Raw genomic sequence first — 25,926 nt, forward strand, 5'->3', positions numbered from 1 at the left:
ACGTGAGCGGATTTTGTTACAGCACAGGCGGTGATTCCTGCTGACAAGTGCCTGTCGGGTCATTACGATAGCCTCATCTTATCGCCTTTCTCCGGAATTTCGGGATGGCGTGTTGTTAATCGGTAGGGAGAATACATGCGAACCCTGTGGCGATTTATTGCCGGATTTTTTAAATGGACATGGCGATTACTGAATTTCGTCCGTGAATTTGTGCTTAACCTGTTCTTCATCTTGTTGGTGCTGGTGGGCGTGGGCATCTGGATGCAGGTCAGCAGCAGCAATACCAGTGAACACGCTGAGCGAGGCGCACTGCTGCTGGATATCTCGGGGGTGATTGTCGATAAGCCTTCGAGCACCAGTCGGTTAAGCGTTATTGGTCGTCAACTGTTTGGCGCCAGCTCAGATCGTCTGCAGGAAAACTCCCTGTTCGATATCGTGAATACTATTCGCCAGGCAAAAGATGATCGCAACATCACCGGCATTGTGATGGATCTGAAAAATTTTGCCGGGGCCGACCAGCCTTCCATGCAGTATATCGGTAAAGCGCTGCGGGAATTCCGCGACAGCGGCAAACCGGTCTTTGCCGTGGGCGATAACTTCAGCCAGGGGCAGTACTACCTGGCCAGTTTCGCCAATAAAATTTATCTCTCTCCGCAGGGTTCCGTTGATCTGCACGGCTTTGCCACCAACGGTTTGTACTACAAGTCCCTGCTCGACAAGCTGAAAGTTTCCACGCACGTGTTCCGTGTCGGGACTTATAAGTCTGCCGTAGAACCGTTCATTCGTGATGATATGTCTCCTGCCGCGCGCGAGGCCGACAGCCGCTGGATCGGCGAGCTGTGGCAGAACTATCTCGACACGGTCGCTGCCAACCGCCAGATCCCTGCTCAGCAGGTGTTCCCGGGCGCACAGGCCATGCTGGACGGTTTGACAAAAGTCGATGGTGATACCGCGAAATATGCGCTCGACAACAAACTGGTGGATGCACTGGCCTCCAGCGCCGAAGTCGAAAAAATGCTGACCAAACAGTTTGGCTGGAGCAAAGCGGATAAAAATTATCGCGCCGTCAGCTATTACGATTACTCGCTGAAAACGCCAGCGGATACTGGGGACAGCATTGGCGTCGTCTTCGCGAATGGCGCAATTATGGACGGTGAAGAAACCCCTGGGAATGTGGGCGGTGACACGACTGCCGCGCAGATCCGCGAAGCGCGTCTTGATCCGAAAGTGAAAGCAATTGTGCTGCGCGTGAACAGCCCTGGCGGCAGCGTCAGCGCTTCCGAAGTCATTCGCGCTGAGCTGGCTGCGGCAAAAGCGGCAGGCAAGCCGGTTGTCGTGTCCATGGGCGGCATGGCGGCATCCGGCGGGTACTGGATCTCCACCCCAGCAAGCTACATTGTGGCGAACCCCAGCACGCTGACCGGTTCAATCGGGATCTTTGGCGTGATCAACACTGTGGAAAACAGTCTGGATTCCATTGGTGTACACACCGACGGCGTGGCGACATCCCCACTGGCGGATATCTCCATCACCAAAGCGTTACCACCTGAAGTGCAGCAAATGATGCAACTGAGCATCGAGAACGGCTATAAGCGCTTTATCACGCTGGTCGCAGATGCGCGTAAGACAACGCCTGAGCAGATTGACAAAATCGCGCAGGGCCACGTCTGGACCGGCCAGGATGCGAAAGCCAACGGTCTGGTAGACAGTCTGGGTGATTTTGATGACGCCGTGGCGAAAGCGGCTGAGCTGGCCAAACTGAAGCAATGGCACATTGAGTATTATCAGGACGAACCGACATTCGTTGATATGGTGATGGACAGCATGTCCGGTTCCGTTCGTGCCATGCTGCCTGAAGCTATCCAGGCGATGCTCCCGGCGCCGCTCGCTTCTGCGGCGAGTACGGTTAAAGCGGAGAGCGATAAGCTGGCCGCGTTTAACGATCCGCAAAACCGCTATGCGTTTTGCCTGACCTGCGCCAACGTTCGCTAATCTGCCAATGCTGCCCCAAGTCGGGGCAGCATTTTTTTACACATTCTGATGTCGCGTACTGCGAAAATCTCCTGGCGTACAGCCAAACTCCCGACTAAACAAACGAATAAAGTGCGCACAGTCGCTAAATCCCAGACGCAGCGCAATCTCCGTGACGCTCTCTCCAGAATTCATCAGCAGCCAGTGGGCATAACGCAAACGCGCTCGTCGTATAAACTCTCCTGGCGATTGGGCGAATTCGGCGTTAAACAACCGGGTAAGCTGTCGAGGACTCAGGTTGACTTCTGCGGCCAGCCAGCGGGTCGATATGGGCTTTACCAGCCCTTGCTCAATTAAAAAGACCGCTTTGCGTAACCGACTGTCGCTCACGTGGGTAAAACCTATCGCTCTGGAGACCGCCACTGACGTGCTGTCTATGCGGTTGGGGACGGACATCTGGAAGATGGCTTTTGTCGCCCTGTCGGGGCCACAGTGGCGGCGAATAAGTTCTGTTGCCAGCCCTATCGTCGAAATGCCCCCCGGACATGTCAGAATCCCTTTTTCCTCATGAAAATCGACCCCGCTGCGGGCAGCCAGCTGAGGAAATTGCGTTTTAAAATCATTCAGATGCCAGGGGTGGATCGCCGCCGTCAGCCCATTGAGGAAACCTTCTTGCGCCAGAACAAAGCTCCCCGTGCAGATACCTACCAGCGGAATATTGAGCTGATGTGCAAGATGCAGGTAACGTCGCGCGGCCCGATCGGCTTTCGCCATGCTGCGCAGCAAGCCGCCAATCACCACCACATAATCAAATTGTTCCGGTGCAACGAATGCGCTATCCGGCATCATCGCCATTCCTGAACTGCTGAGAACAGGTCGGTCTGGTGTAGCGCTCATCAGACGCCAGGAGCAGCGAATTTTCTGGCTATCATCCCCCATATCCGCCGCATGACGTAACGCATCGGTTAACCCCGCCAGCGCCAGTAGAGGAAATTCCGGCCACAGAAGAATGCCGACATTCAACTGTGGTCTGTGCGGTGTCTCTGTCTGACTCGCATCGATAGCCGTAATGATGTCTCCATCCGCCCACTCGCCTGGCTGAAAAATTCTCAGGTCTTTCTTCACTTCAGGCTCCCGTTATAAACGTGAAAGGCGGCGTAAATTCGCGCTGGAGGGTAATGAAACACAAAGCAATCCAATCAATATCAAGAGAGCGCCTGCGATAAACGCGGGCTGCAGGGATTCACCAAGAAAGAGTACCCCGGCAATGATTCCCATCGCTGGCGTCATTAAAATCAGGGTTCCCAAAGATGCGACATGATAATAACGCAGCAGGGTAAACCAGATCAGGTAACTTAAAAAGGCGACAATCACCGTCTGAAAAGTCAGACTCATCACCAACACAGTCGTCAGTTGTACCGTCGTTTCTCCCAGCATCAGTCCGATAAGCAATAAAATCAGCGCGGTAGTCGCCAGTTGATAAAACAGTGTGCAGGACGAGGGAATAGTGGCGAGTCGGCTACAGCGGATCGCCACACTGGACGCCCCCCACGCCATACCGGCGAAAAGCCCGCACAGATCGCCCGTCAGGCTCCATTGTGTGTTGCCATTTTGAGGAACCATCGTAACGGCGATGGCAATGCCCAAAAAGGCGATCGCAAGCCCACACCATTGCAGACGACTCAGTCGCTCTTCAGGTAAAAGAAAATGTAATCCAATGGCCGAAAACAAAGGCGCAGTATACAGATAAAGCGCCATATGGGAGGCCGTCGTTAACGTGATCCCTACGGAAACCAGCACAAATTCAAGCGCAAATAGTAATCCAACGATTGCGCCCATTTTGGCGATATTACGGTCACGCAGAAGGCCAAAAATATTATCTCGTCGCTGAAACAGCAATCCAATAAACAGCGCGGCGATTGCGGAACGCAAACCGACCTGCAAAAAAGGTGACATATCATCAGCAGCCGCTTTAATTGCCACCTGCTGACTGCCCCAGACACCGCAAATCAGCACCATCAGCAAAATAGCCGCATTATCAATTCTCTTTCTGATCATTTCTGCACTCGACAACAACACACACCATAGAAGGCTGCTACTGTAGGGCCGAGGGTGCAAAACCACACTGAACAAACGGGACAAGGCACTGAACATAAATGACATATTGATCGGATGGCAGGTATGCGTCATTTGCACTGTATTTTTTCGGGGGGAACTTTATACTGCGCCTGTTTATGCACAACTTAACCTGTGACGCCCATGCAAAAGAAATCGATTTACGTTGCCTATACCGGCGGTACCATTGGTATGCAGCGCTCAGAACAGGGTTATATTCCTGTTTCCGGTCATCTCCAGCGTCAGCTGGCACTGATGCCTGAATTCCACCGCCCAGAGATGCCAGACTTCACCATCCACGAATACGTCCCGCTGATGGATTCCTCAGACATGACGCCAGAAGACTGGCAACATATTGCTGAAGACATTAAAGCGCACTACGACGATTACGATGGTTTTGTCATTCTGCACGGCACTGACACCATGGCGTTTACGGCTTCGGCGCTCTCATTTATGCTGGAGAATCTGGGCAAGCCAGTCATTGTGACAGGGTCACAAATCCCATTAGCAGAGCTACGTTCTGACGGACAAATCAATTTGCTGAATGCGTTGTACGTTGCAGCAAATTATCCGATCAATGAAGTGACCCTGTTTTTCAACAACCGACTGTTTCGCGGTAACCGGACCACTAAAGCGCATGCTGATGGTTTTGACGCGTTTGCCTCACCCAACCTTGCACCACTGCTGGAAGCCGGGATCCACATTCGTCGTCTGGGAACACCGCCCGCACCTCACGGCACAGGTGAGTTGATTGTGCATCCTATCACTCCGCAACCGATTGGCGTGGTCACTATTTATCCTGGGATCTCCGCTGACGTGGTACGCAACTTCCTGCGCCAGCCGGTAAAAGCATTAATTTTGCGCTCCTACGGCGTGGGCAATGCGCCGCAGAATAAAGAGTTCCTGAAAGAACTTGAAGATGCGAGCTCGCGTGGCATTGTGGTGGTGAACCTTACGCAGTGTATGTCCGGCAAGGTGAACATGGGGGGCTACGCGACAGGGAATGCGCTGGCGCATGCTGGCGTGATTGGCGGCGCGGATATGACCGTCGAAGCCACACTCACCAAACTGCACTATTTGCTGAGTCAGGGACTGGATACGCAGACAATTCGTGAAGCAATGACGCAAAATCTGCGTGGTGAGCTCACGCCTGACGATTAAAGGAGTCTATGCCCATGGCCCGAGCCTTACTGTTGGTCGATTTACAAAATGACTTTTGTGCCGGTGGTGCCCTCGCGGTCCCACAAGGTGACAGCACAATCGATATCGCCAACCGCCTGATTGACTGGTGTGCCATACGCGGCGACACGGTCGTTGCCAGTCTGGACTGGCACCCGGCGAATCACGGTAGTTTTGCCAGCCAGCATCAGGTCGAGCCCTACAGCCAGGGACAACTCGATGGCCTGGCGCAGACGTTCTGGCCCGATCATTGCGTACAAAACAGCGAAGGTGCTGCCCTGCATCCGCTGCTGAACCAGCGTGCGATAACTCAAACGTTCACTAAAGGTGAGAACCCGCTGGTCGACAGCTACAGTGCTTTTTTTGATAACGGTCGTCGTCAGGCAACCGCGCTAAATGCATGGCTACTCGAACACCGCATTGCCGAGCTCATCATCATGGGTCTGGCTACCGACTATTGCGTCAAATTCACCGTACTGGATGCGCTCGATCTTGGCTACACCGTCAGCGTTATAACCGACGGCTGCCGTGGCGTTAATATTCATCCCCAGGACAGTGCAAACGCCTTTATGGAAATGGCAGCTGCGGGCGCAACGCTGTATACGTTGGACGACTGGCTGGAAACCCAGCCGTAAGCGATGCCGACCGGGTCACTCCTGTCGGCGCGTTATCTCAGGCCAGCGCTGAAATCTCTTCCAGCGATACTTTGCGTGTTTCGATGCCAAAACAAAAAAGAATCAAAGCGCATAGCACCAACATTGCTCCTAGCACGATAAAGACCGTAACCGAGCCATAGCGGGTCAACAAAATAGCGACGCCATAAGGCGTAAACACAGCGACAATCCTCCCCACCGCATTCACAAAACCCGATCCTCTCAATCTAAGATGCGTGGGCCATAGTTCCGGGACATAAACTGCAGAGGCAAAGCAGACATACATATACAGAAAAAAAATCATCACCAGTCCGTAGCTCAGAATTGCCCACTCTTCAGTTTGAAGCGAATAGAAATACCCAAGCAAGGCGATAATAATCAACAAGAATGAGCCAAACAATCGCCGAGGAAAGCGATCGATAATTAACGCGGCAATAAATATCCCGACCGGCGCGCCAATCATAATTATCGCGGTCATAAATATGGATTTCGTTACATCGATTCCCGAATTAACAAATATCGTCGGAATCCATACCGTAATGGTGTAGAGCGAAATATTCATTGCAATAAGCACCGTGATCGCCACCAGTGTACAGCGCAACATTGGCCCCTTAAACAAGAGCCAAAATGAACCACTTATCGTGCTTAAATCCGCCGACGAGCATTCGTTCCGGCAGGATGGTAAAGTGATGTTTTTTTCTTTCTCAATTTGCGATTCCACCTGCATAAGATGTTTTTCAGCTTCGCTTCTCTGCCCTTTGCCAGCCAGCCAACGCGGGGATTCAATATAGTATTTTCCCGACAGATACCAGGCCAACAGCATTGCCATGCCGCCGAGCAGAAACATCACCCGCCAGCTTAAAAGTGCAATAATCACGACGCCAATTGCCGCAGATAGCATTGGTGCCCAGTTGCCGACAAATGACAGACGGGCAGACCATTTCCCACGAACCGCGGGTGGAATGAATTCTGTAAATGAGGCATAGCCCACCATAATTAGCGCCCCCATTCCTATCCCCATCAGACAGCGGAAGAAAATAAGCCAGTACATGTTGGGCACAAACGTTGCAGCGCAGGCTGAGACCCCGACGATTAACAAATTGACGCGGAACGCTTTGCGTCGACCGAGATAATCACCAATAAAGCCACCGGCTAGCGAACCGATAAAGTAACCGAACATCAGCGCTGAGGTAAACGCGGCATTGAGATAATTGTTTGACCAGCCTGTGCTGACTAGTTTTGCTAATACCACATTCCCGGAATAGCTGAGAAAACCAGTTATTAACAAACTAAAACTAATAATTCCAAAAATACGAAAATGAAATCGAGATAAAGGTAAGCGATCTAATCTTGCGCCGATAGGGTCACATTGTTCCATCTGGATGCCTCAAATTCAGCTAAATAGAAAGTATGGCGATCGCGGCAGAAAAATTTTTGCCGCGCCATCCATCATCATTAGATTCTTATGGCATTTACCAGGTGCAAACTTAAAATAATATCGACACAACCCTCGTTATAGCTAATAAACGAGTTGAATATTATTCTCTTTGCAAAATGCAATCCACTCTGCACCCGGTGCCTTATTGGTTATTAGGTAATTAATATGGCTAAAGTCCACGAGCTGAACGAAAGCTTTACGGTCAAACTTTGAGTGATCAACTAACAGGGCCACCTCAGTCGCCTGGCGGATCATGGTTTTTTTGATTTCCGCTTCCGCTTCATTAGAATCAAGCGCCCCACTCTGCATATCCAAACCTTTGCAGCTCATCACCATGATATCAACATGATAACGGCTGATAATCTCCTTGGTGATTCTTCCCTGCAGCGACAGCGTATTCTTATTCAACTCACCGCCGGTAGAAACCACGTTAATTTCTGACTGCGCCAACTCATGAAATGCTTCAGCCGAATTGGTTAGCAACGTCAGATCGTTTCTTTCCTTCAACAGCTTTAATAATTCCATCGCGGTACTGCTGGAGTCGGCAGCCATTGTGGTCTTATTTTTAATAAACGGTAATGCATTACGGGCAATAATCTGCTTTTCTTCGAAGAAAGATTTTGCACGCTTATAAAAATGAATATTGTCGGACAACGCGGTGGTATTGAGCACTGCACCGCCATATGTTCGGGTCAAAAAACCTTCATCTTCCAGTTTTTCAAGATCGCGGCGAATCGTTTCCTCAGTCACCTGAAAGATTGAACTTAAATTAGATACCGCCACTTTCTTATCGTTAGCCACCATTTGCTTAATGGCTTGAATCCTGTCTTTTGCCGCCACGATGACACCTCTGTTTCCTGCAAAGTAATAATAAGACCCTAGTATCTCACAGGCTATGTTTATTTTCAAAAGAACATGTCTGAATCACAGATTTCAATACTTTTTTACGCAGAAACAGAGGTCAATTCTATCCGACTTAATTTATATCCAACGCTTCCGCCATTCGCCTCATCAATGATGAATCATCATCTGTCAGGGGAATGTTTAACGCCTCGACGTTCTCGCGAACCTGTTCAGGTGCGGTTGCACCACTCAGTAAGGTGATCAAATCGCTTTGCTTTAAAATCCACGCCAGAGCTAATGCGGGGATTGTGCAGCGGTATTTTTCACACAGTGGCTGCCACTGCTCTAGCATATCAATCACCCGCAGCATATTTTCCCGCTGAAACCAAACCTTGTTAGCCCGTGCGCCGCCAGGAACATAATCTCGGGCGATAGTACCAGTCAATAACCCCTGCTCAAGCGGTGAATATACCTGCACGATGATGCCATTCTGCTGGCATAGCGGCAGCAGATCAGCTTCCAGCGCCCGGTCAAGAATGCTGTACTTGGCCTGGATGATATCCAGCTCACCGTGTTTGAGATACTCCCTTATATGCCCGGCATCGACGTTCGCCGCACCAATCGAACGGATTTTTCCCTCTTTTTTCAGTGTATTCAGCGTGTCTACGGTTTCCGCAATCGGCGTAAAACAGGGTTCAACCGACTGCCAGTGGGTCATATAAATATCAATACTGTCGATACCCAATCTTTGCAGGCTGGCATCAACCTCCTCACGAATCGACTCAGGCGTGAGGTTTTTATACAGCTGGCGATCGCCCACTTTGTTAAACAGGCTGCCTGTTCGCTCCCAGACGATGCCGCATTTGGTTTCAACCACTACCTCGCTGCGCGGCAGCTTTTTCAGCGCCTGACCGACTATCACTTCACTGTTGCCAAAGTTGTATCCTGGCGCGGTATCAATCAGATTAATACCGCAGCGATGCGCCTCAACAATGGTATCAATACAAATCTGCAAATCGAGATCGCCATTCCATGCCGGACCGCCGCCAATGGCCCATGTACCTAATCCCATGCGGGAAAGCGTAATATCCGTACTGCCTAAAGGAATCATTTTCATCTGCCGCTATTACCCTTCGTATTCGTCAAGAAGTTGTTCAACCAGCTTTCTGTTCTTCACACCCGTCGTCGCACCCACGCTCAGTACCGATATTGCCGCCGTTGCATTAGCAAACAGCGCGCAGTCGCGAAGCGGCTTACCTTCAAGCAGCGCGGAGATAAATCCTGAAGCAAAGTTATCCCCCGCGCCGATGGTGTCGATGGCGGTAATCCCCGACACGGCAGGGACTACCATTTTCATATCGACACGTTTGATAAAGCAGCCTCTTTTGCCGGTCTTAATCACGACGGTTTTCACACCACAGTTCAGGAAACTGTCGGCAATCTCATCCAGCGTATCTTTCCCGGTGAGCAGTTTTGCCTCTTCAAAATTGGGAAACAGATAATCCACGTAGCTCAGCGCTTCACGGATGTCGTCCAGCGTTTCGTTAAGCCGTGGCTTAATCATGTCGGCGCAGATAATTAATCCATGCACTTTGGCCTGAGTGAAAATATCCGTTAACGCCTGGCCATCAAGCAGCGGACTATTAAAAATACTCGCCAGCGACAGCAGCTTTGCCTGCGAGAATCGGTCAAAATCAACATCGTTTATATTCAGTTTCCATAAACTGCCGTTACGGTTAGTCACAAAGGTGCGTTCACCATCAGCGGTGACTAAACCCACGTTAATGGAAGTATCAATATCAACATCCTGCTTCAGGCTTTTAATATCAATATTCTCCCGATGGCAGTGGTCGACAATAAAATAACCGGCTGCATCATTACCTATCCGACTCATTAACGCCGTGCGATGGCCAAGGCGAGAAATAATCGTCGCCTCATTAATAGCGTCACCTCCCGTGGTCATTGCTATTCGTTCTAATGGATAAGAGTCAACATCAAAGATATTTTTACTCACTGGTTGCAAGGGAATATCAACAATTGCCGCCCCTATACAAATAACCTCGATATTATCCATATTGTCATTCCGCTTTACCGTCAGAGCCAAACAGTTTGATTTTCTCCAGCGCGCGCTCTTTTACCGCTTTGCGAACTTCACGCTCAACGTGCAGGAACGGCTGATTCTGGTTCTCCTGCACCGCCGCCATTGCCGCCTGGCACAGTTCGGTATGAATATTGATTTTCGAAATACCTAATGAAATGGCTTTTTTGATATCCGCATCGCTAATGCCGGACGCGCCGTGCAGCACCAGCGGAACGGATACCGCCTCGCGCACGCGTTTGACCACATCGAAATTCAGTTTCGGCTCAGAGGTATAAACGCCGTGCTGGTTACCAATCGCCACCGCCAGAGAATCGCAGCCGGTACGCTCGACAAATTCCGCCGCCTGGCTCGGGTCGGTATAGTGATAGCCCGCCAGCGCTTCTTCATAAACCGTTTCATTCCCCACGTGGCCCAGCTCCGCCTCAACCGGAATACCCAACGGATGGAAGAAGTCCACCGCCTCTTTAGTCAGGCGAATATTCTCTTCGAAATCAAAAGCGGAGGCATCGCGCATCAGTGAATTCATGCCGTGAGTCCAGGCGTTATGGATAATTTCCATACTGCGCCCGTGGTCCCAATGGGTAATAACCGGCACTGAGGCTTTTTTCGCCATCGAAACCATCATATGCGAAAAATCTTCAAAAGATGTATTACCCACAAAGCCGGTGCCGAATGAAATAATTACCGGCGATTTAGACTCTTCCGCCGCATCCATCACCCCCATTAACATTTCCGCATTCCACACGTTAAAGTGGGCAATCGCATAATGTTTATTCTGGGCATCATTTTCCCAATATTTAATATCTGCCAGCATAGTTGTTTCTCCCTTTTCAATAAATTAATGATTAACTTTAATAACGCCTTTGATAATTTCGCGTTTGTTGTTGACTGACTCATCAAACGCGCGCTGAACATCTTCATAATCATAAATATGCGTCACCATCGACTTGACATCGAAACGCCCGGAGGAAATGGCTTCAATAGTGACCGGATAGCGGTTGGCGTAGCGGAAAACAGTCTGAATGGAGACTTCGCGGTTAATTTTGAGGAAATTAATCGCCGAATCACCGGGAACTGTCCCAACGATCATGATTTTCCCGCCGCGCATCACCAGGTACGGAGCCTGCTTAACGGTGATCGCCGAGCCGGCAGTTTCAAAAACAATGTCAGCCCCCATATCGCCGGAGAACTGCTGACAGCGGGCAACGGTGTCCTCTTTCGCCCCGTTGATCACAGTCGTCGCACCAAGCTGCTCGGCCATGGCCAGACGCTTTTCCAGGACATCAACAACGGCGATGTCGGTAGCACCCAAACATTTACAGGCTTGCAGGGTCATTAAACCAATACAGCCCGCCCCCAAAATGACGATTTTCTTGCCCGGTTTAACGTCCGCCAGCATTGCGGCATGCATCCCTACCGCCGCAGGCTCTACCAGCGCGCCTTCCATGGTGTCCATATTATCGGGCAACTTGTAAGTGAAGCTCTCCGGATGGCACAGATAGTGGGTTAGCGCGCCGCGATAATTAGGCTGCGTGGCCATAAAGTCGACATCAGGACAGATGTTGTATTTGCCCTCCAGACAGTAGCGGCAGTGACCGCACGGCACGCCGGGTTCAATGTTCACCCGGTCGCCCGGTTTAAATTTACTGACGCGATTTCCTACCGCCACCACCGTACCGGCACATTCATGTCCGAGGCCAATTTCCTGGTTCGGGTCTTTTGGCGGAATAAAGGGACCTGATTCGAAACCGTGAACATCTGAACCGCAAATACCTACGTATTCAATTTTGATCAGTACTTCATGCTCTTTGGGTACCGGGATATCGGCGGCAATAATTTTCATCGTGCCCGGCGTTTTTAATATCGCTTTTGAATTTTTCATTTTATTTCCCATCAATATTATTTGCTGGTAACTGCATCAATACCGAGGCTTTCGACAGAGACGCCTTTGGTTTCAATTCCGATGGTAGCAATGGCGACAGCGACAATAATGGAGACCGCACCCAGCAGTACAAATACACCCGTCACTCCATAACCGTTAAGCAATACCGCGACTGCATAAGGCGCGGCGATACCGCTGATACGCCCTACCGCATTCGCCAGACCAGAACCGCGAAGTTTCGCTTCAGTCGGCCATATCTCCGGAACATAGACTGCCGAGGCGTAGCAAACGTACATATAGACAAAAGTAATCAGGAAGAAACCAATTAGCGTAATCAGTAGCATGCTGGTTTGCAGTGAATAGATATATCCCAGCACGGCAATTAACACTAATAATCCCACACCCATTGTCTTTCTGGGAATTTTATCCATTACCAGCATGGCTATAAAAATTCCAAACGGCGCGCCGAACATACTCATGGTATTTAAGACAATGGAGTCTTTCAGATTAATGCCCTGAGTCATAAATATTGTCGGTAGCCAATTAATTAAGGTGTACTGGACGACGTTCATGGCAATCAGGACAAAGGAACCTAAAATAACGCGCTTCAGTAACACACCCGTTAATAAGGCCGAGTAAGGAACCGTGCGCGGGGCTTTGCCGTCATCTTCAAATACCACAGGCGGCAGTGGCTTGCCGGTCTGCTGAACAACTCCTTCTTCAATGGCCCGCATCACCTTTTCAGCTTCGGCGTAGCGTCCGCGGGATTCCAGCCAACGAGGCGACTCCGGGAAACTACGCCAGGCAATAACGGTCGCCACCAGCGACAGTACGGCCGGGATCATCAACTGCACGCGCCAGTTCCATTCGGCGCTGATCAACGGCGTCAATCCCATCGCGATCAGCGAACAGAGCGGATAAGACCAGTTACCGATAAACGAGACCCGGCTTGACCAGGTGCCGCGATTCCTGCCTGGCATATATTCGGTGAACCCGGCAAACAGAGTCACCAACAGCGCACCTAATCCAACTCCCATTACAAAACGGCAGGCGATCAGGAAAGTCATATTTGGTGAAAACGCGCCAACGATCATAGAAATAATATGAATCGCTTCATATAAAATAAATGCGTTTTTACGTCCGGTTTTATCGCCGATAATTCCCCCACCGAGCGCGCCGAGAAACATTCCCGCTGTCGTAATGGCTGAAAACGTGGCGGTGGTGGAATTATCGGTCCAACCAAGCTCTTTTAACTGCGCGAGAATTAATCCGCCAACGGCATTACTCCAACAAACCAGTAATCCAAAAGCAACCATCGCAAACATCGATGTGTGCCAACGGCAGTCAGGTAGCCTGTCCAGCCTGGCGCCGCAGTGCGGTTTTGCTATTTGTTCCATGCGATAACGTCCTTTTAATAGACATGTTATTCATCAAAGTCGTAAGTCATGATGACTTTAATCGCGGTTTTATCGACCATGGCGTCAAACCCTTCGCGCCATTGCGACAGGCCGATACGGTGAGTAATCATCGGTTTAACGTTGATTGCGCCGCTGGCCAGCAGGCGTATGGCGTTGCGCCAGGATGTGGAATCGTAGGCCATATGGCCAATGATGCTTTTATTCCACGCGGTGATGTCGTTGATGGAGAAATCGAGAGGTTTAAAGCCCATACCGACGCGAACGACTTCACCATTCGGGCGCAGCATTTCGATTGATTGTTTAAGGGCGATATTCGCACCAGAGCATTCGATGACTAGCCCCAAATTGTCTTTACCGCAGATTTCCTGGCAGCGTGCAACCACATCTTCGGTCGAACCGTTAACGACAGCTGTCGCGCCCAGCTCTTTGGCGATCGGGAAGCGTACGGCAACATCCTCTTCCAGCCCGACCATCACAATATTAACGGCCCCCATAATGCGCGCCATTTGAACAGAAAAGAGTCCTAACGGACCGGTACCAAAGACCACCACATCCTGGCCTGGAAGAAATTTGGATTGCTGAGCGATAGATTTGTAGGCATTGCAGATAGGATCCAGTACAGCCGCCTCTTCATAATCTACCCCTGCCGGGATTTCCCACAGAGCATGGCGGTGAATTTTGAGGATTTCCCCAGGGACCAGACAATATTTAGAAAACCCACCGCCCCAGGTATTGTTGTCCAGACCTAAATTCACCTTTTCTGTACAACAAAGAAAATCGCCCTGTTCACAGGCCGGACAAACGCCGCAAACGTGCCCGCTGTTGTCAGACACAACTCGCTGTCCCACCTTCCAGTCCTTAACCTTGTCGCCAACCTGCACAATTTGACCCGCAAATTCATGACCACGAATCGAATTAAACTGCTCGGATCCACTGTCGACATTGTAGTGTTTCATGTCAGCGCCGCAGATAGCAGCAGCCTTAATTTCAATCACAACGTCATCCGGACCACATACCGGTTCCGGAACATCAATCATCTTGTAGCCGCCAAAGGCCTTGCCAAATCTCGCCAGTGCTTTCATGGAATTTTCCTTTGTGTTTAGTTTTGCATCAGTGACCATCATACTTATCCATATAATTTTTGAGGTCAACACTAAATCTTTAAAACACAGATTACGATCTGTATTTCACAACCAAGATCACAAATAAATGCAAAGATGAACTGAAACCCAAGTGAACGTGGCTGCCGCTTCGCTAAAATGGCGTGAACCCCTTCGCATTTTTCCTGTTATGAAACTGTTAACCTGCGGGTGCTGTTTTTTTCGCCACGCCATTTCCGTGGCGTGTTTGCTTGTTTAAATGTCAAAGAGGAACACCGATGAAACTATTGCCTTTGTTGGCAGCATTACCCCTGCTCTGCGCCAGCGTTGTTTCCGCCAGTTCACTGATGTCAGTTGGCTACTTTAATGGTGGCGGCGACGTCACTGCCGGTCCCGGTGGCGACATCAATAAACTGGATGTTCGCCAGATAACCCATCTCAACTATTCGTTTGGCCTTGTCTATAACAACGAAAAAGACGAGACCAATGACGCCTTAAAAGACGCCAGCAAACTGCATCAGATTTGGCTTTCACAGAAAGTGCAGGATGATTTGCTGAAAATTCCACAGCTGCGTAAACAAAATCCAAACCTGAAAGTTTTGCTTTCCGTCGGCGGTTGGGGAGCGCGTGGATTCTCTGGCGCGGCAGCAACGAAGGAAACACGCGCAGTGTTTATTCAGTCTGCGCAGGAGATAATTGCGAAATATGGTCTGGATGGCATCGATCTCGACTGGGAATATCCGGTTAACGGCGCCTGGGGACTGGTTGAAAGTCAACCGGCTGACCGCGCTAACTTCACCGCGCTGCTAACAGAACTGCGCGCCGCATTGGGGCATAAAAAACTGCTGACCATCGCCGTGGGCGCGAATGCGGAAAGTCCGAAAAGCTGGGTGGATGTAAAAGCCATTGCCCCATCGCTCGACTACATCAACCTGATGACCTATGACATGGCTTACGGCACCCAGTATTTCAACTCGAACCTGTATGATTCGACGCAATGGCCGACGGTCGCCGCGGCGGATAAGTACAGCGCCGATTTTGTGGTCAATAACTATCTCGCAGCCGGTCTGAAACCGAGTCAAATGAATCTGGGCATTGGCTTTTATGGACGCGTACCAAAACGCGCCGTTGAGCCAGGTATTGACTGGAGCAAACCTGACGCGCAGAAAAACCCGGCTACCCAACCCTATTTCGAGTCAGCTCAAATTGAGTTGTTCAAATCACTGGGCGTCGACCTGAGCAAAGACACCTACGTGAAGTACAACGATATTGTGGCGAAGTTGATCAACGATCCGCAAAAACGCTTTAGCCAACATTGGGATGATGAAGCGAAAGTGCCGTGGCTGTCGGTACAGTCTGCGGATGGAAAAAAACTCTTTGCCCTCTCCTATGAAAACCCGCGTTCAGTGGCGATCAAAGCCGACTACATCAAAAGCAAAGGGTTGGCAGGCGCTATGTTCTGGGAGTACGGCGCAGATGACAATAATCAGTTGGCGAAGCAGTTAGCCGATTCGTTAGGCATCAAACACTGATCCCAACGCCTGACACAATAGGTTATGATTAGCGCATTCTGCTGCGCCAGCTTTTGGCGCAGCTCTTCATTTCTACTGGAGGCATGAGCTTTATGGCTTTTATCCCTAAAAATTACGCCCGTCTGGAAGTCGGTTACCGGGAAAAGGCGCTTAAACTCTTTCCCTGGGTCTGCGGACGCTGTTCCCGTGAGTTCGTGTATTCAAATTTGCGCGAGTTGACGGTACACCATATCGATCACGATCACTCAAATAACCCGGAAGATGGTAGCAACTGGGAAATGTTGTGCCTGTACTGCCACGATCACGAGCATTCCAAATATACGGAAGCGGACCAGTATGGTTCAACGGTGGTTGCAGGAGAAGATGCGCAAAAGGCCGTGGGCGAAGCGAAATACAACCCGTTCGCCGATCTGAAAGCGATGATGAACAAGAAATAACATCAACTGCAGGCCCGACACAGATGTTTGCCGGGCCGGGTAATCAGGATTTAAACGTCGCAATCGGTTCTGGCGTAATACCAAACTCAACCTTCAACTGCTGCTTGCTCTTCATCACCATCTCACCGTTGGTATCAATCGTCATATGCTGCGCGTCAATATTGTTTCGCGCCTGCCATAACATCACCAGCTGTAAGCTATTCTCTTTTTGTTCTGCCGTTAGCGCTATGCCATCCGGCCATTTTCCGAGTTCAACGGCAGTCGATAAGTGCTGATAAACTTCCGGCGTCATGCTGTTGATCATCTCATCAAGATTCATGTTAAATCCACTCTCCGTAGAATAATTTGCTGAATCGTTTCTTCAACCCTTGGTTTGCTCACCGTTTTCACCATCGGTGAAGTTCAAAGACGCTGAGTTAACGCAGTACCGTTCACCGGTAGGTTTCGGACCATCCGGGAAGACGTGTCCCAGGTGTGCATCACAGTTTCCGCAGCGGATTTCAATGCGCTGCATGCCGTGTGACGTATCTTTTATGTAACGGATAGCCTCATCGCTGACAGGCTCGTAAAAGCTGGGCCAGCCGCAGCCTGAGTCATATTTTGTCTCGGAACGAAATAGCGAATTGTCGCAGATCAAACAGTGGTAGATGCCGTCACGTTTGTTATGTAGCAAACGTCCGGTAAATGGCGGTTCTGTCCCGTGATTCTGCGTTACGTAGAACTGCATTTCGGTTAAATTTTTTTTCAGTTCTTCTGGAGAAGGTTGATTAGCCATTTGCTCACATCTCGCTTTATCTAAACTCACATCGCGAGACAGATTCTAACAAAACATTAACACCGGAGTGCGAACTTTTGTTCTAAACTTGATCCTTGCGAAATGGCAGCCTGCAATTCGTGATCAGAATCACGTTTTTATCTTGATTGCCCTTTAAAATTCGGGCCGCCGACCCCATGTGGTTTCAAGCCCAAAGGAAGAGTGAGGCGAGTCAGTTGCGCAAAGCTTAGGCAGCAGATTGATTTGTCGCAATGATTGACACGATTCCGCTTGACGCTGCGTAAGGTTTTTGTAATTTTACAGGCAACCTTTTATTCACTAACAAATAGCTGGTGGAATATATGACTATCAAAGTAGGTATCAACGGTTTTGGCCGTATCGGTCGCATTGTTTTCCGTGCTGCTCAAGAACGCTCTGACATCGAGATCGTTGCAATCAACGACCTGTTAGACGCTGACTACATGGCTTACATGCTGAAATATGACTCCACTCACGGCCGTTTCAACGGTACCGTTGAAGTGAAAGACGGTCATCTGATCGTAAACGGTAAAAAAATCCGTGTTACCGCTGAACGTGATCCGGCTAACCTGAAATGGGACGAAGTTGGTGTTGACGTAGTAGCTGAAGCTACTGGCCTGTTCCTGACAGATGAAACCGCTCGTAAGCACATCACTGCTGGCGCGAAAAAAGTGGTTCTGACTGGTCCGTCCAAAGATAACACTCCGATGTTTGTTAAAGGCGCTAACTTTGACAAATACGAAGGTCAGGACATCGTTTCTAACGCTTCCTGCACCACTAACTGCCTGGCTCCGCTGGCTAAAGTTATCAACGACAACTTCGGCATCATCGAAGGTCTGATGACTACTGTTCACGCGACCACCGCTACTCAGAAAACCGTTGATGGCCCGTCTCACAAAGACTGGCGCGGCGGCCGCGGCGCATCCCAGAACATCATCCCGTCCTCTACCGGTGCAGCTAAAGCTGTAGGTAAAGTACTGCCAGAACTGAACGGCAAACTGACTGGTATGGCGTTCCGCGTTCCTACCCCGAACGTATCCGTTGTTGACCTGACCGTTCGTCTGGAAAAAGCTGCTTCTTACGAAGAAATTAAGAAAGCAATCAAAGCTGCTTCCGAAGGCCCGATGAAAGGCGTTCTGGGTTACACCGAAGACGACGTAGTATCTACCGATTTCAACGGTGAAGTTTGCACTTCCGTGTTCGATGCTAAAGCTGGTATCGCACTGAACGACAACTTCGTGAAACTGGTATCCTGGTACGACAACGAAACCGGCTACTCCAACAAAGTTCTGGACCTGATTGCTCACATCTCCAAATAAGTTGAGATGAAACAGTAATCTGTAAGAGCGACTCAGGTCGCTCTTTTTTTTGCCTGAAGAAAGGATTGCGTAATGATTAATAAAATTTTTGCACTTCCGGTAATCGAACAAATTACCCCTGTCCTCTCCCGCCGTCAGCTTGATGAGCTTGAGGTTCTTGTTGTCGATCACCCACAGGTTAAAGCTTCTTTCGCGCTGCAGGGCGCACATCTTCTTTCCTGGAAACCAAATGGTGAAGAGGAAGTCCTGTGGTTAAGTAATAATACCCCGTTTAAAACCGGCGTAGCGCTGCGTGGCGGCGTACCAATTTGCTGGCCGTGGTTTGGTCCGGCTGCTAAGCAGGGCCTGCCTTCGCATGGTTTTGCCCGCAACCTGCCATGGACGCTGAAAGCGCACAACGAAGACGACAATGGCGTGGTGCTGACGTTTGAACTGCAGAGCAACACTGAAACGCATCAGCTTTGGCCACACGAGTTTTGCCTGCTTGCCCGCTTCAAAGTGGGAGCCACCTGTGAAATGGAGCTGGAAGCTCATGGTGAGTTTGAAACCACCTCGGCACTGCATACCTATTTCAACGTTGGTGACATTGCGGCAGTGAAAGTCAGTGGTCTTGGCGATCGTCTGATAGATAAAGTGAATGATGCTAAAGAAGATGTGCTGGCTGATGGTATCCAGACCTTCCCGGACCGCACCGATCGCGTTTATCTGAATCCGGAAGCGTGCAGCGTGATTCATGATGATGCGTTGAATCGCAATATAGATGTTGTCCACCACCACCATCTGAATGTCGTGGGCTGGAACCCTGGCCCGGCGCTGTCCGTCAGCATGGGCGACATGCCGGATGATGGCTACAAAACGTTTGTTTGTGTAGAAACGGCTTACGCGACCGCTCCGCAGAAAACCACCGAAGAAAAACCATCTCGCCTCGCGCAGACTATCCGTGTAGCTAAACGCTAACATAGCTCTGCGCACCATGCCGGATGCGGCTAACGCCTTATCCGGCCTACACACTACATGCAGCCGTAGGCCTGATAAGCACAGCGCCATCAGGCAGTTCCGCGCACCGTGCCGGATGCGGCCAACGCCTTATCCGGCCTACACACTACATGCAGCCATAGGCCTGATAAGCACAGCACCATCAGACAGTTCCGCGCATCGTGCCGGATGCGGCTAACGCCTTATCCGGCCTACAAACTACATATAGCCGTAGGCCTGATAAGCGCTGCGCCATCAGGCAGTTCCGCGCACCGTGCCGGATGCGGCTGACGCCTTATCCGGCCTACAAACTACACGCAGCCGCAGGCCTGATAAGCACAGCGCCATCAGGCAGTTACACGTCCCCATGCCGAATGCGGCTAACGCCTTATCCGGCCTACAAACTACATGCAGCCGTAGCCCTGATAAGCTCAGCGCATCAGGCAGTTCCGCGCACCGTGCCGGATGCGGCTGACGCCTTATCCGGCCTACAAACTACATGCAGCCGTAGGCCTGATAAGTGCGGCGCCATCAGGCAGTTACACGTCCCCATGCCGGATGCGGCCAACGCCTTATCCGGCCTACAAACTACATGCAGCCGTAGGCCTGATAAGCACAGCGCATCAGGCAGTTCCGCGCACCGTGCCGGATGCGGCTAATGCCTTATCCGGCCTACAAACTACATACAGCCGTAGGCCTGATAAGCTGCGGGAACATCGGCATTTGGCAAATCAGGCCATATCCAGCGCGGTTTTACCTTTGGGCGCCGGATACGCCTTATCTAACTGCTTCAACTCATCTACAGAGAGCATTATCCCCAGCGCGGCGGCATTTTGTTCGACATGCGCTACGCTTGCGGCTTTCGGGATGGCTATTACACCCGACTGACGAATCACCCATGCCAGCAAAATCTGCGCAGCGCTAACATTGTGCGCACGCGCGATGTCATTCACCACAGAGTTAGAAAGCAAATCTCCACGCAGTCGTCCCGCCTGAGCCAGCGGACTGTATGCCATGACCGGCATCTGCTGCTGCTGGCACCACGGCAGTAAATCATATTCAATACCGCGCGAGGCTAAATGATAAAGCACCTGGTTAGCTGCACACTCTCGTCCACCGGGTACCTGCCATAACGCCTGCATATCATCATAATCGAGATTTGAGACGCCCCAACGGCGGATTTTCCCCTGCGCAATCAGTGTTTCCATGGCATCGATGGTCTCTGCAAATGAAAAATCGCCCATCCAGTGCAGCAAATAGAGATCCAGATAATCAGTTTTCAGTCGACGCAGGCTCGCTTCGCAGGCGGCAATGGCTTTCTGTCCACCGGCATTCCATGGGTAAACTTTCGAGACTAAAAAAGCGCTATCACGCCGTCCCGTTAATGCTTCACCCACCACCTCTTCCGCTGCACCATCAGCGTACATTTCTGCGGTATCAATCAATCGCAGGCCGAGATCCAGTCCGGCCTGCAGCGCAGACACTTCATCCCGGCGTCGGCATGGATCCTCGCCCATGTACCATGTTCCCTGCCCAATAGCAGGAAGCGATACCTGGTTTGTAAACGTCACCTGTTTCGCTGTCATCGCACCCTCCTGTGTTAATGCACCACAGTAAAGCAAAACAACGTGCATGTGTCCTGTTAGGGTGCACAAATTGCACCATTATGGATTGGAAACCGATCGTTAAGGCGAGCGAAATAAAAAGCCCGGGAACAGCAAATGTTCCCGGGCCGAAAAAATACAAAATCTTATCTACGAAGTGGTTATTTCAACCGACCCAAATATTTTCCCTCTTTCATAGCGTTGATTTTTCCGTTGTTATAGACGATGACGGAAATCAAACCTGCGCTATAAGACTGAGTTTCAGCACTATTCTCATCATTTGCCGCAGGTTTGCCATTAATATAAGCAATGCCATCAGCACCACGTTTAAAGTCCACGCCCAGTTTATTCACATGCACGGGTGTGGTTTTGCTGGCGTGCACCGGGGCATTAGCATCGCTGACCTGAGTTTTGTGTTCATGCTGTAATTGCTGACGATATGCTTCGCTGATAGCATAAGCAGGCGCAGCAGATGAAGCCACCAGCGCAGCGATAATAATCAATTTCTTCATGAGTTAAACCTTAGTATTTATCGTGTTTGTGGTGATGGTCGGAATGGGTGCCATCAGAGCTATACAGATTTTGCGCGTTTTCCAGGGCCTGTTTTTCAGCCGCGGCATTGATTGTCGCCTGACGGTTTTGCTCCGCAACATAACAGGCATCACGGCTCACACCCTTGCTTTCGCAAGCATTCATGCGTGAAGCCTCGGTGGAACAACCAGCCAGAATCCCGCCCATCACAGCTATCATGATTAACTTTTTCATTATATATACCAGGTTTATTCTCAAAAAATCCACATGGCGAATTATATTTAATGCCATGAAGAGTTGCTGTCGATACTTTAAAGTTTAATTAATATCTGCAATGGGATATTTAATGTCAATTTTAATTTTTTCAGATAAATACCTGAAGATGTAAAATTAAAATCAATCGATTAATTTTTGTTTTTTTCACATGAAAGTTAACTTTCGCCATGAGATAAACATGCTAAAAGAGTTATCAATAATTTTCATTGTGCTTAACAATAAGAAAATAACGCTTGCCTCGATCGTAAACCCTAGTATTATCAACGCATTGTATAGCTACAAACCATTACCTCATGACAATGACTTGCTAAACCTTCACGACTATATTTCATTCAAAAATGAATAGATAACAGGCTAATAAAATAGCAGGTTTATTTTTAGTAACAGCGACAGGAATAATACGTTAAAAATTCGTTGTCGCCTGACAGAATGCCAAAACAGCACAAAAAATCAAATCTCATGTTTTAGATCAATATTCATCTCCGTCACGCACAAAAAAGCCCGCACTGATGCGGGCTAGTGCTTGACGCGCAGTAGCATCAGAACTTGTAAGTTACACCCACCGAGAAGATGCCAGACCAGGACTTATCGACCATCGGGCTGTCTTTCACTTCATCACTCAAACGCACATAACGGCCAGTGCCGTATACGTTCCAGTTTCCAATGAAGTTATAGCGCGCGGTCAACTCCAGGTACGGATCCCATCCATCGTCAGCGTTGTAGCTTTTCAGACCACTGCGGCGAGACTCGTGATTGGACACGCCATAATAATAGTCGTTGTAGTTTTCGCTGCTGTACTGCACACCGATACCCGGCGTCAGAGTCAGCCCACCATTAGTGTAACGGTAGAGCCAGGCCAGATCCCAGATAAAGCCGTTGCTGTTATCCAGAGTATCACCCGCCAGTGCAGTACGCAGGAAACCATACTGGGTATTATGTACATACGAAAGGCCAGCCATCATACTGCTTTTACGCTTGTCGAGTTGGCGCAAAGCATGGCTATCGCTATCACCTGGCTTGAAATGCGTCGGATCATAGTACGCCATGATGGAAAGCTTATCTGTCGTATCATTCCACAAATAGTAACCGCCACCCAAGCCGTGGAACCAGACATTATCGCCTTCATAGGTGACAACCGGAACAGGGTAAACATCGCGGTCATACTGTTTGTACGGGCTGTTAATCACGCCGACACCCGCGCCAACAGTCCACTGACTTTCCGCCTGTGCGGTGCTAACTGCGGTTGCGGCAAGGACGCCAAGTGCCAGAAGTTTGAGTTTGGTCACAATCCATAATTCCTTATTCAAATGTGTAGCGGTCAAAGTGTAACCGCCAATACGCTTCAGCCCAACTATTTTACGTATTCGCCCCAGAATGTAACCCCCTAATTTCTCAGCAAGTGATGACATTTTGCTTGCAGGACGGTGAACACCGCATGAATCCCGCTCCAATTCTTTACATAAGATGTGCTTTTTTTGCTGATGAGTTATTGATATGCCATTGAAATTCATTTGCGCACACAGGCAAGTTTTGCAAATGCCATCTACGCTTAATTTTAGAAGGTGTATCACCGAATACGTTGATCTCCTGACCACTAAAATGGCATGAGAGTTGCTTATTTCTTCAGCAACGACGTCGTTCAGTTTACCTCTTCAGGGGCCTCTACTATTCATATGAACGGCTCTTAACATGTGCTAAAAAACGAAAGGACGGCATACCATGAATATATTCGATCACTATCGCCAGCGTTATGAAGCTGCCAAGGACGAAGAGTTCACGCTGCAGGAGTTTCTTACCACTTGTCGGCAAGATCGCAGTGCTTATGCCAACGCGGCAGAGCGGCTATTAATGGCTATTGGTGAGCCTGTCATGGTCGACACTGCCCACGAACCTCGACTTTCTCGACTCTTTTCGAATCGGGTAATTGCACGCTATCCCGCCTTTGAAGAGTTTTACGGCATGGAAGACGCCATTGAGCAAATTGTTTCTTATTTGAAACATGCGGCTCAGGGTCTGGAAGAGAAGAAGCAGATCCTGTATCTGCTGGGGCCTGTGGGAGGGGGGAAATCATCTCTTGCTGAGCGACTGAAGTCGCTGATGCAGAGAGTACCGATTTATGTCCTGAGTGCCAATGGCGAACGTAGCCCGGTCAACGATCATCCGTTATGCCTGTTTAATCCGCAGGAAGACGCGCAGATCCTGGAAAAAGAGTATGGGATCCCGCGTCGCTATCTCGGTACGATCATGTCGCCCTGGGCTGCGAAACGTCTGCACGATTTCGGCGGGGACATTACAAAATTCCGCGTAGTCAAAGTCTGGCCGTCTATTCTGGAGCAGATCGCAATCGCCAAAACGGAGCCTGGTGATGAAAACAACCAGGATATTTCTGCGCTGGTCGGGAAAGTGGATATTCGTAAACTCGAACACCACGCCCAGAACGATCCTGATGCCTACGGTTATTCGGGTGCACTGTGCCGCTCAAACCAGGGGATTATGGAGTTCGTTGAGATGTTTAAAGCACCGATTAAAGTGCTGCATCCTCTGCTGACCGCCACCCAGGAAGGAAACTACAACGGGACAGAAGGTATCTCTGCCCTGCCGTTTAACGGGATTATTCTTGCCCACTCGAACGAGTCCGAATGGGTAACGTTCCGTAATAACAAAAACAATGAGGCGTTCCTTGACCGTGTTTACATCGTCAAAGTGCCTTATTGCCTGCGTATCTCTGAAGAGATCAAAATTTACGAAAAACTGCTTAACCACAGTGAGCTGACCCATGCGCCTTGCGCACCGGGCACACTGGAAACGCTCTCTCGCTTTACCATTCTTTCTCGCCTGAAAGAACCTGAGAACTCGAGCATTTACTCGAAGATGCGCGTTTACGATGGCGAAAGCCTGAAAGATACCGATCCGAAAGCGAAATCCTATCAGGAGTATCGGGATTACGCCGGGGTTGATGAGGGAATGAACGGTCTTTCCACGCGTTTCGCGTTTAAGATCCTCTCTCGCGTCTTTAACTTTGACCATGCCGAAGTGGCAGCTAACCCGGTACATCTGTTTTACGTACTGGAGCAGCAAATCGAACGTGAACAGTTCCCGCAGGAGCAAGCTGAGCGTTATCTTGAGTTCCTGAAAGGCTATTTGATCCCGAAATATGCTGAATTCATCGGCAAAGAGATCCAGACGGCTTATCTCGAATCCTATTCCGAATACGGACAGAACATTTTCGACCGTTATGTCACTTATGCGGATTTCTGGATTCAGGATCAGGAGTATCGCGACCCGGATACCGGTCAGCTGTTTGACCGCGAGTCACTGAACTCAGAACTGGAGAAAATTGAGAAACCGGCGGGTATCAGTAACCCGAAAGATTTTCGTAACGAGATCGTCAACTTTGTTCTGCGTGCCAGAGCGAATAACAGCGGTCGCAATCCAAACTGGACCAGTTACGAAAAACTGCGCACGGTCATTGAGAAGAAAATGTTCTCCAATACCGAGGAGCTGCTGCCGGTCATTTCGTTCAATGCTAAAACCTCGACTGACGAGCAGAAAAAACACGACGATTTTGTCGACCGTATGATGGAAAAAGGCTACACGCGTAAACAGGTGCGTTTACTGTGCGAATGGTATTTGCGCGTACGTAAATCGTCTTAACATAAGTGCCCGGTGCGCATGCGCTTACCGGGCTTGCAAAACAATGTTCCGTAGGCCGGATAGCGCCAGCGCCATCCGGCACTTACAGACATGGCGAACAGTTGG

Annotated in this window: 24 protein-coding genes; 8 read left to right on the forward strand and 16 right to left on the reverse strand. The window is 49.9% G+C overall.

Annotated elements, in window-relative coordinates; translation table 11 throughout:
- Positions 1-135: 135 nt before the first annotated feature.
- Positions 136-1,992 (forward strand): signal peptide peptidase SppA, encoded by a 1,857-nt coding sequence (gene sppA, locus OGY08_RS17610; protein ID WP_032943122.1) that lies wholly within the window; start codon positions 136-138, stop codon positions 1,990-1,992.
- 36 nt (positions 1,993-2,028) lie between these two features.
- Here the strand turns inward: sppA and OGY08_RS17615 are convergent, their stop codons facing one another.
- Both OGY08_RS17615 and OGY08_RS17620 read right to left on the reverse strand, forming a co-directional pair.
- The gene (locus tag OGY08_RS17615; protein WP_125362980.1) at positions 2,029-3,096 is read right to left on the reverse strand and encodes a GlxA family transcriptional regulator; all 1,068 of its coding nucleotides are present in this window, start codon (positions 3,094-3,096) and stop codon (positions 2,029-2,031) included.
- A 12-nt stretch (positions 3,097-3,108) separates the two neighbouring features.
- The gene (locus tag OGY08_RS17620; RefSeq protein ID WP_125362979.1) at positions 3,109-4,029 is read right to left on the reverse strand and encodes a DMT family transporter; all 921 of its coding nucleotides are present in this window, start codon (positions 4,027-4,029) and stop codon (positions 3,109-3,111) included.
- A gap of 201 nt (positions 4,030-4,230) precedes the next feature.
- Between OGY08_RS17620 and ansA the strand changes: the two genes are divergently transcribed.
- A complete protein-coding gene (ansA, locus tag OGY08_RS17625) occupies positions 4,231-5,247 on the forward strand; it encodes an asparaginase (RefSeq protein WP_003832492.1) in 1,017 nt (338 codons plus the stop codon).
- Positions 5,248-5,261: 14 nt separating this feature from the next.
- Complete coding sequence (pncA, locus tag OGY08_RS17630; RefSeq protein WP_020996452.1) at positions 5,262-5,900, forward strand: bifunctional nicotinamidase/pyrazinamidase; 639 nt, start codon at positions 5,262-5,264, stop codon at positions 5,898-5,900.
- 37 nt (positions 5,901-5,937) lie between these two features.
- On the opposite strand, the gene OGY08_RS17635 is transcribed toward pncA, so the two are convergent.
- From OGY08_RS17635 to OGY08_RS17670, 8 genes are all read right to left on the reverse strand, one after another.
- Positions 5,938-7,296: an MFS transporter gene (locus tag OGY08_RS17635; RefSeq protein ID WP_125362978.1), complete on the reverse strand. Its 1,359-nt coding sequence runs from the start codon at positions 7,294-7,296 to the stop codon at positions 5,938-5,940.
- Between the two features lie 141 nt (positions 7,297-7,437).
- Positions 7,438-8,196: a DeoR/GlpR family DNA-binding transcription regulator gene (locus tag OGY08_RS17640; RefSeq protein ID WP_032943120.1), complete on the reverse strand. Its 759-nt coding sequence runs from the start codon at positions 8,194-8,196 to the stop codon at positions 7,438-7,440.
- Between the two features lie 136 nt (positions 8,197-8,332).
- Positions 8,333-9,316: an NADH-dependent methylglyoxal reductase gene (gene ydjG, locus OGY08_RS17645; protein WP_125362977.1), complete on the reverse strand. Its 984-nt coding sequence runs from the start codon at positions 9,314-9,316 to the stop codon at positions 8,333-8,335.
- A 9-nt stretch (positions 9,317-9,325) separates the two neighbouring features.
- Positions 9,326-10,273, reverse strand: coding sequence for a sugar kinase (locus tag OGY08_RS17650; RefSeq protein WP_057068373.1), 948 nt, complete (start codon positions 10,271-10,273; stop codon positions 9,326-9,328).
- A 4-nt stretch (positions 10,274-10,277) separates the two neighbouring features.
- Complete coding sequence (locus OGY08_RS17655; protein WP_003832486.1) at positions 10,278-11,114, reverse strand: ketose-bisphosphate aldolase; 837 nt, start codon at positions 11,112-11,114, stop codon at positions 10,278-10,280.
- 24 nt (positions 11,115-11,138) lie between these two features.
- Positions 11,139-12,182: an NAD(P)-dependent alcohol dehydrogenase gene (locus tag OGY08_RS17660; protein WP_003832485.1), complete on the reverse strand. Its 1,044-nt coding sequence runs from the start codon at positions 12,180-12,182 to the stop codon at positions 11,139-11,141.
- A 17-nt stretch (positions 12,183-12,199) separates the two neighbouring features.
- Complete coding sequence (locus tag OGY08_RS17665; RefSeq protein ID WP_032943114.1) at positions 12,200-13,579, reverse strand: MFS transporter; 1,380 nt, start codon at positions 13,577-13,579, stop codon at positions 12,200-12,202.
- A gap of 26 nt (positions 13,580-13,605) precedes the next feature.
- Positions 13,606-14,682 (reverse strand): zinc-binding dehydrogenase, encoded by a 1,077-nt coding sequence (locus OGY08_RS17670; RefSeq protein ID WP_003832481.1) that lies wholly within the window; start codon positions 14,680-14,682, stop codon positions 13,606-13,608.
- Positions 14,683-14,978: 296 nt separating this feature from the next.
- Between OGY08_RS17670 and chiD the strand changes: the two genes are divergently transcribed.
- Positions 14,979-16,232, forward strand: coding sequence for a chitinase ChiD (gene chiD / locus OGY08_RS17675; protein WP_020996455.1), 1,254 nt, complete (start codon positions 14,979-14,981; stop codon positions 16,230-16,232).
- A 92-nt stretch (positions 16,233-16,324) separates the two neighbouring features.
- Positions 16,325-16,669 (forward strand): HNH nuclease YajD, encoded by a 345-nt coding sequence (yajD, locus tag OGY08_RS17680; protein ID WP_003832478.1) that lies wholly within the window; start codon positions 16,325-16,327, stop codon positions 16,667-16,669.
- A gap of 43 nt (positions 16,670-16,712) precedes the next feature.
- Here yajD and OGY08_RS17685 read toward each other — a convergent pair whose 3' ends face one another.
- Together OGY08_RS17685 and msrB are read right to left on the reverse strand one after the other, a co-directional pair.
- Positions 16,713-16,988 carry a YeaC family protein gene (locus OGY08_RS17685; RefSeq protein ID WP_071444720.1) on the reverse strand — a complete coding sequence of 92 codons (276 nt, stop codon included), beginning with the start codon at positions 16,986-16,988 and terminating at the stop codon, positions 16,713-16,715.
- 42 nt (positions 16,989-17,030) lie between these two features.
- Positions 17,031-17,444, reverse strand: coding sequence for a peptide-methionine (R)-S-oxide reductase MsrB (gene msrB / locus OGY08_RS17690; RefSeq protein ID WP_071444721.1), 414 nt, complete (start codon positions 17,442-17,444; stop codon positions 17,031-17,033).
- A 341-nt stretch (positions 17,445-17,785) separates the two neighbouring features.
- Here msrB and gapA point away from each other — a divergent pair, with 341 nt between their 5' ends.
- Both gapA and OGY08_RS17700 read left to right on the forward strand, forming a co-directional pair.
- Positions 17,786-18,781, forward strand: a complete 996-nt coding sequence (gene gapA / locus OGY08_RS17695) for a glyceraldehyde-3-phosphate dehydrogenase (RefSeq protein ID WP_003030697.1) — start codon at positions 17,786-17,788, stop codon at positions 18,779-18,781.
- Positions 18,782-18,853: 72 nt separating this feature from the next.
- On the forward strand, positions 18,854-19,738 hold the full coding sequence (locus OGY08_RS17700) for a D-hexose-6-phosphate mutarotase (protein WP_125362976.1): 885 nt from the start codon (positions 18,854-18,856) through the stop codon (positions 19,736-19,738).
- A gap of 749 nt (positions 19,739-20,487) precedes the next feature.
- Here OGY08_RS17700 and OGY08_RS17705 read toward each other — a convergent pair.
- The 4 genes from OGY08_RS17705 to OGY08_RS17720 all read right to left on the reverse strand — a co-directional run bounded on the left by OGY08_RS17705 (position 20,488) and on the right by OGY08_RS17720 (position 23,453).
- A complete protein-coding gene (locus OGY08_RS17705; RefSeq protein WP_125362975.1) occupies positions 20,488-21,342 on the reverse strand; it encodes an aldo/keto reductase in 855 nt (284 codons plus the stop codon).
- A gap of 179 nt (positions 21,343-21,521) precedes the next feature.
- Positions 21,522-21,872: a hypothetical protein gene (locus tag OGY08_RS17710; RefSeq protein WP_125362974.1), complete on the reverse strand. Its 351-nt coding sequence runs from the start codon at positions 21,870-21,872 to the stop codon at positions 21,522-21,524.
- A 10-nt stretch (positions 21,873-21,882) separates the two neighbouring features.
- Positions 21,883-22,125 carry a hypothetical protein gene (locus OGY08_RS17715; protein ID WP_125362973.1) on the reverse strand — a complete coding sequence of 81 codons (243 nt, stop codon included), beginning with the start codon at positions 22,123-22,125 and terminating at the stop codon, positions 21,883-21,885.
- A 581-nt stretch (positions 22,126-22,706) separates the two neighbouring features.
- Entirely contained in the window at positions 22,707-23,453 is a 747-nt protein-coding gene (locus OGY08_RS17720) for a MipA/OmpV family protein (RefSeq protein ID WP_286566212.1), read from the reverse strand.
- A gap of 433 nt (positions 23,454-23,886) precedes the next feature.
- Between OGY08_RS17720 and yeaG the strand changes: the two genes are divergently transcribed.
- Positions 23,887-25,821, forward strand: a complete 1,935-nt coding sequence (gene yeaG, locus OGY08_RS17725) for a protein kinase YeaG (RefSeq protein ID WP_003030707.1) — start codon at positions 23,887-23,889, stop codon at positions 25,819-25,821.
- The last annotated feature ends 105 nt before the right edge of the window (positions 25,822-25,926 follow it).

It is taken from the genome of Citrobacter sp. Cpo069 (genome assembly GCF_030332785.1).
GTDB classification, from domain to species: Bacteria; Pseudomonadota; Gammaproteobacteria; order Enterobacterales; family Enterobacteriaceae; genus Citrobacter; species Citrobacter portucalensis.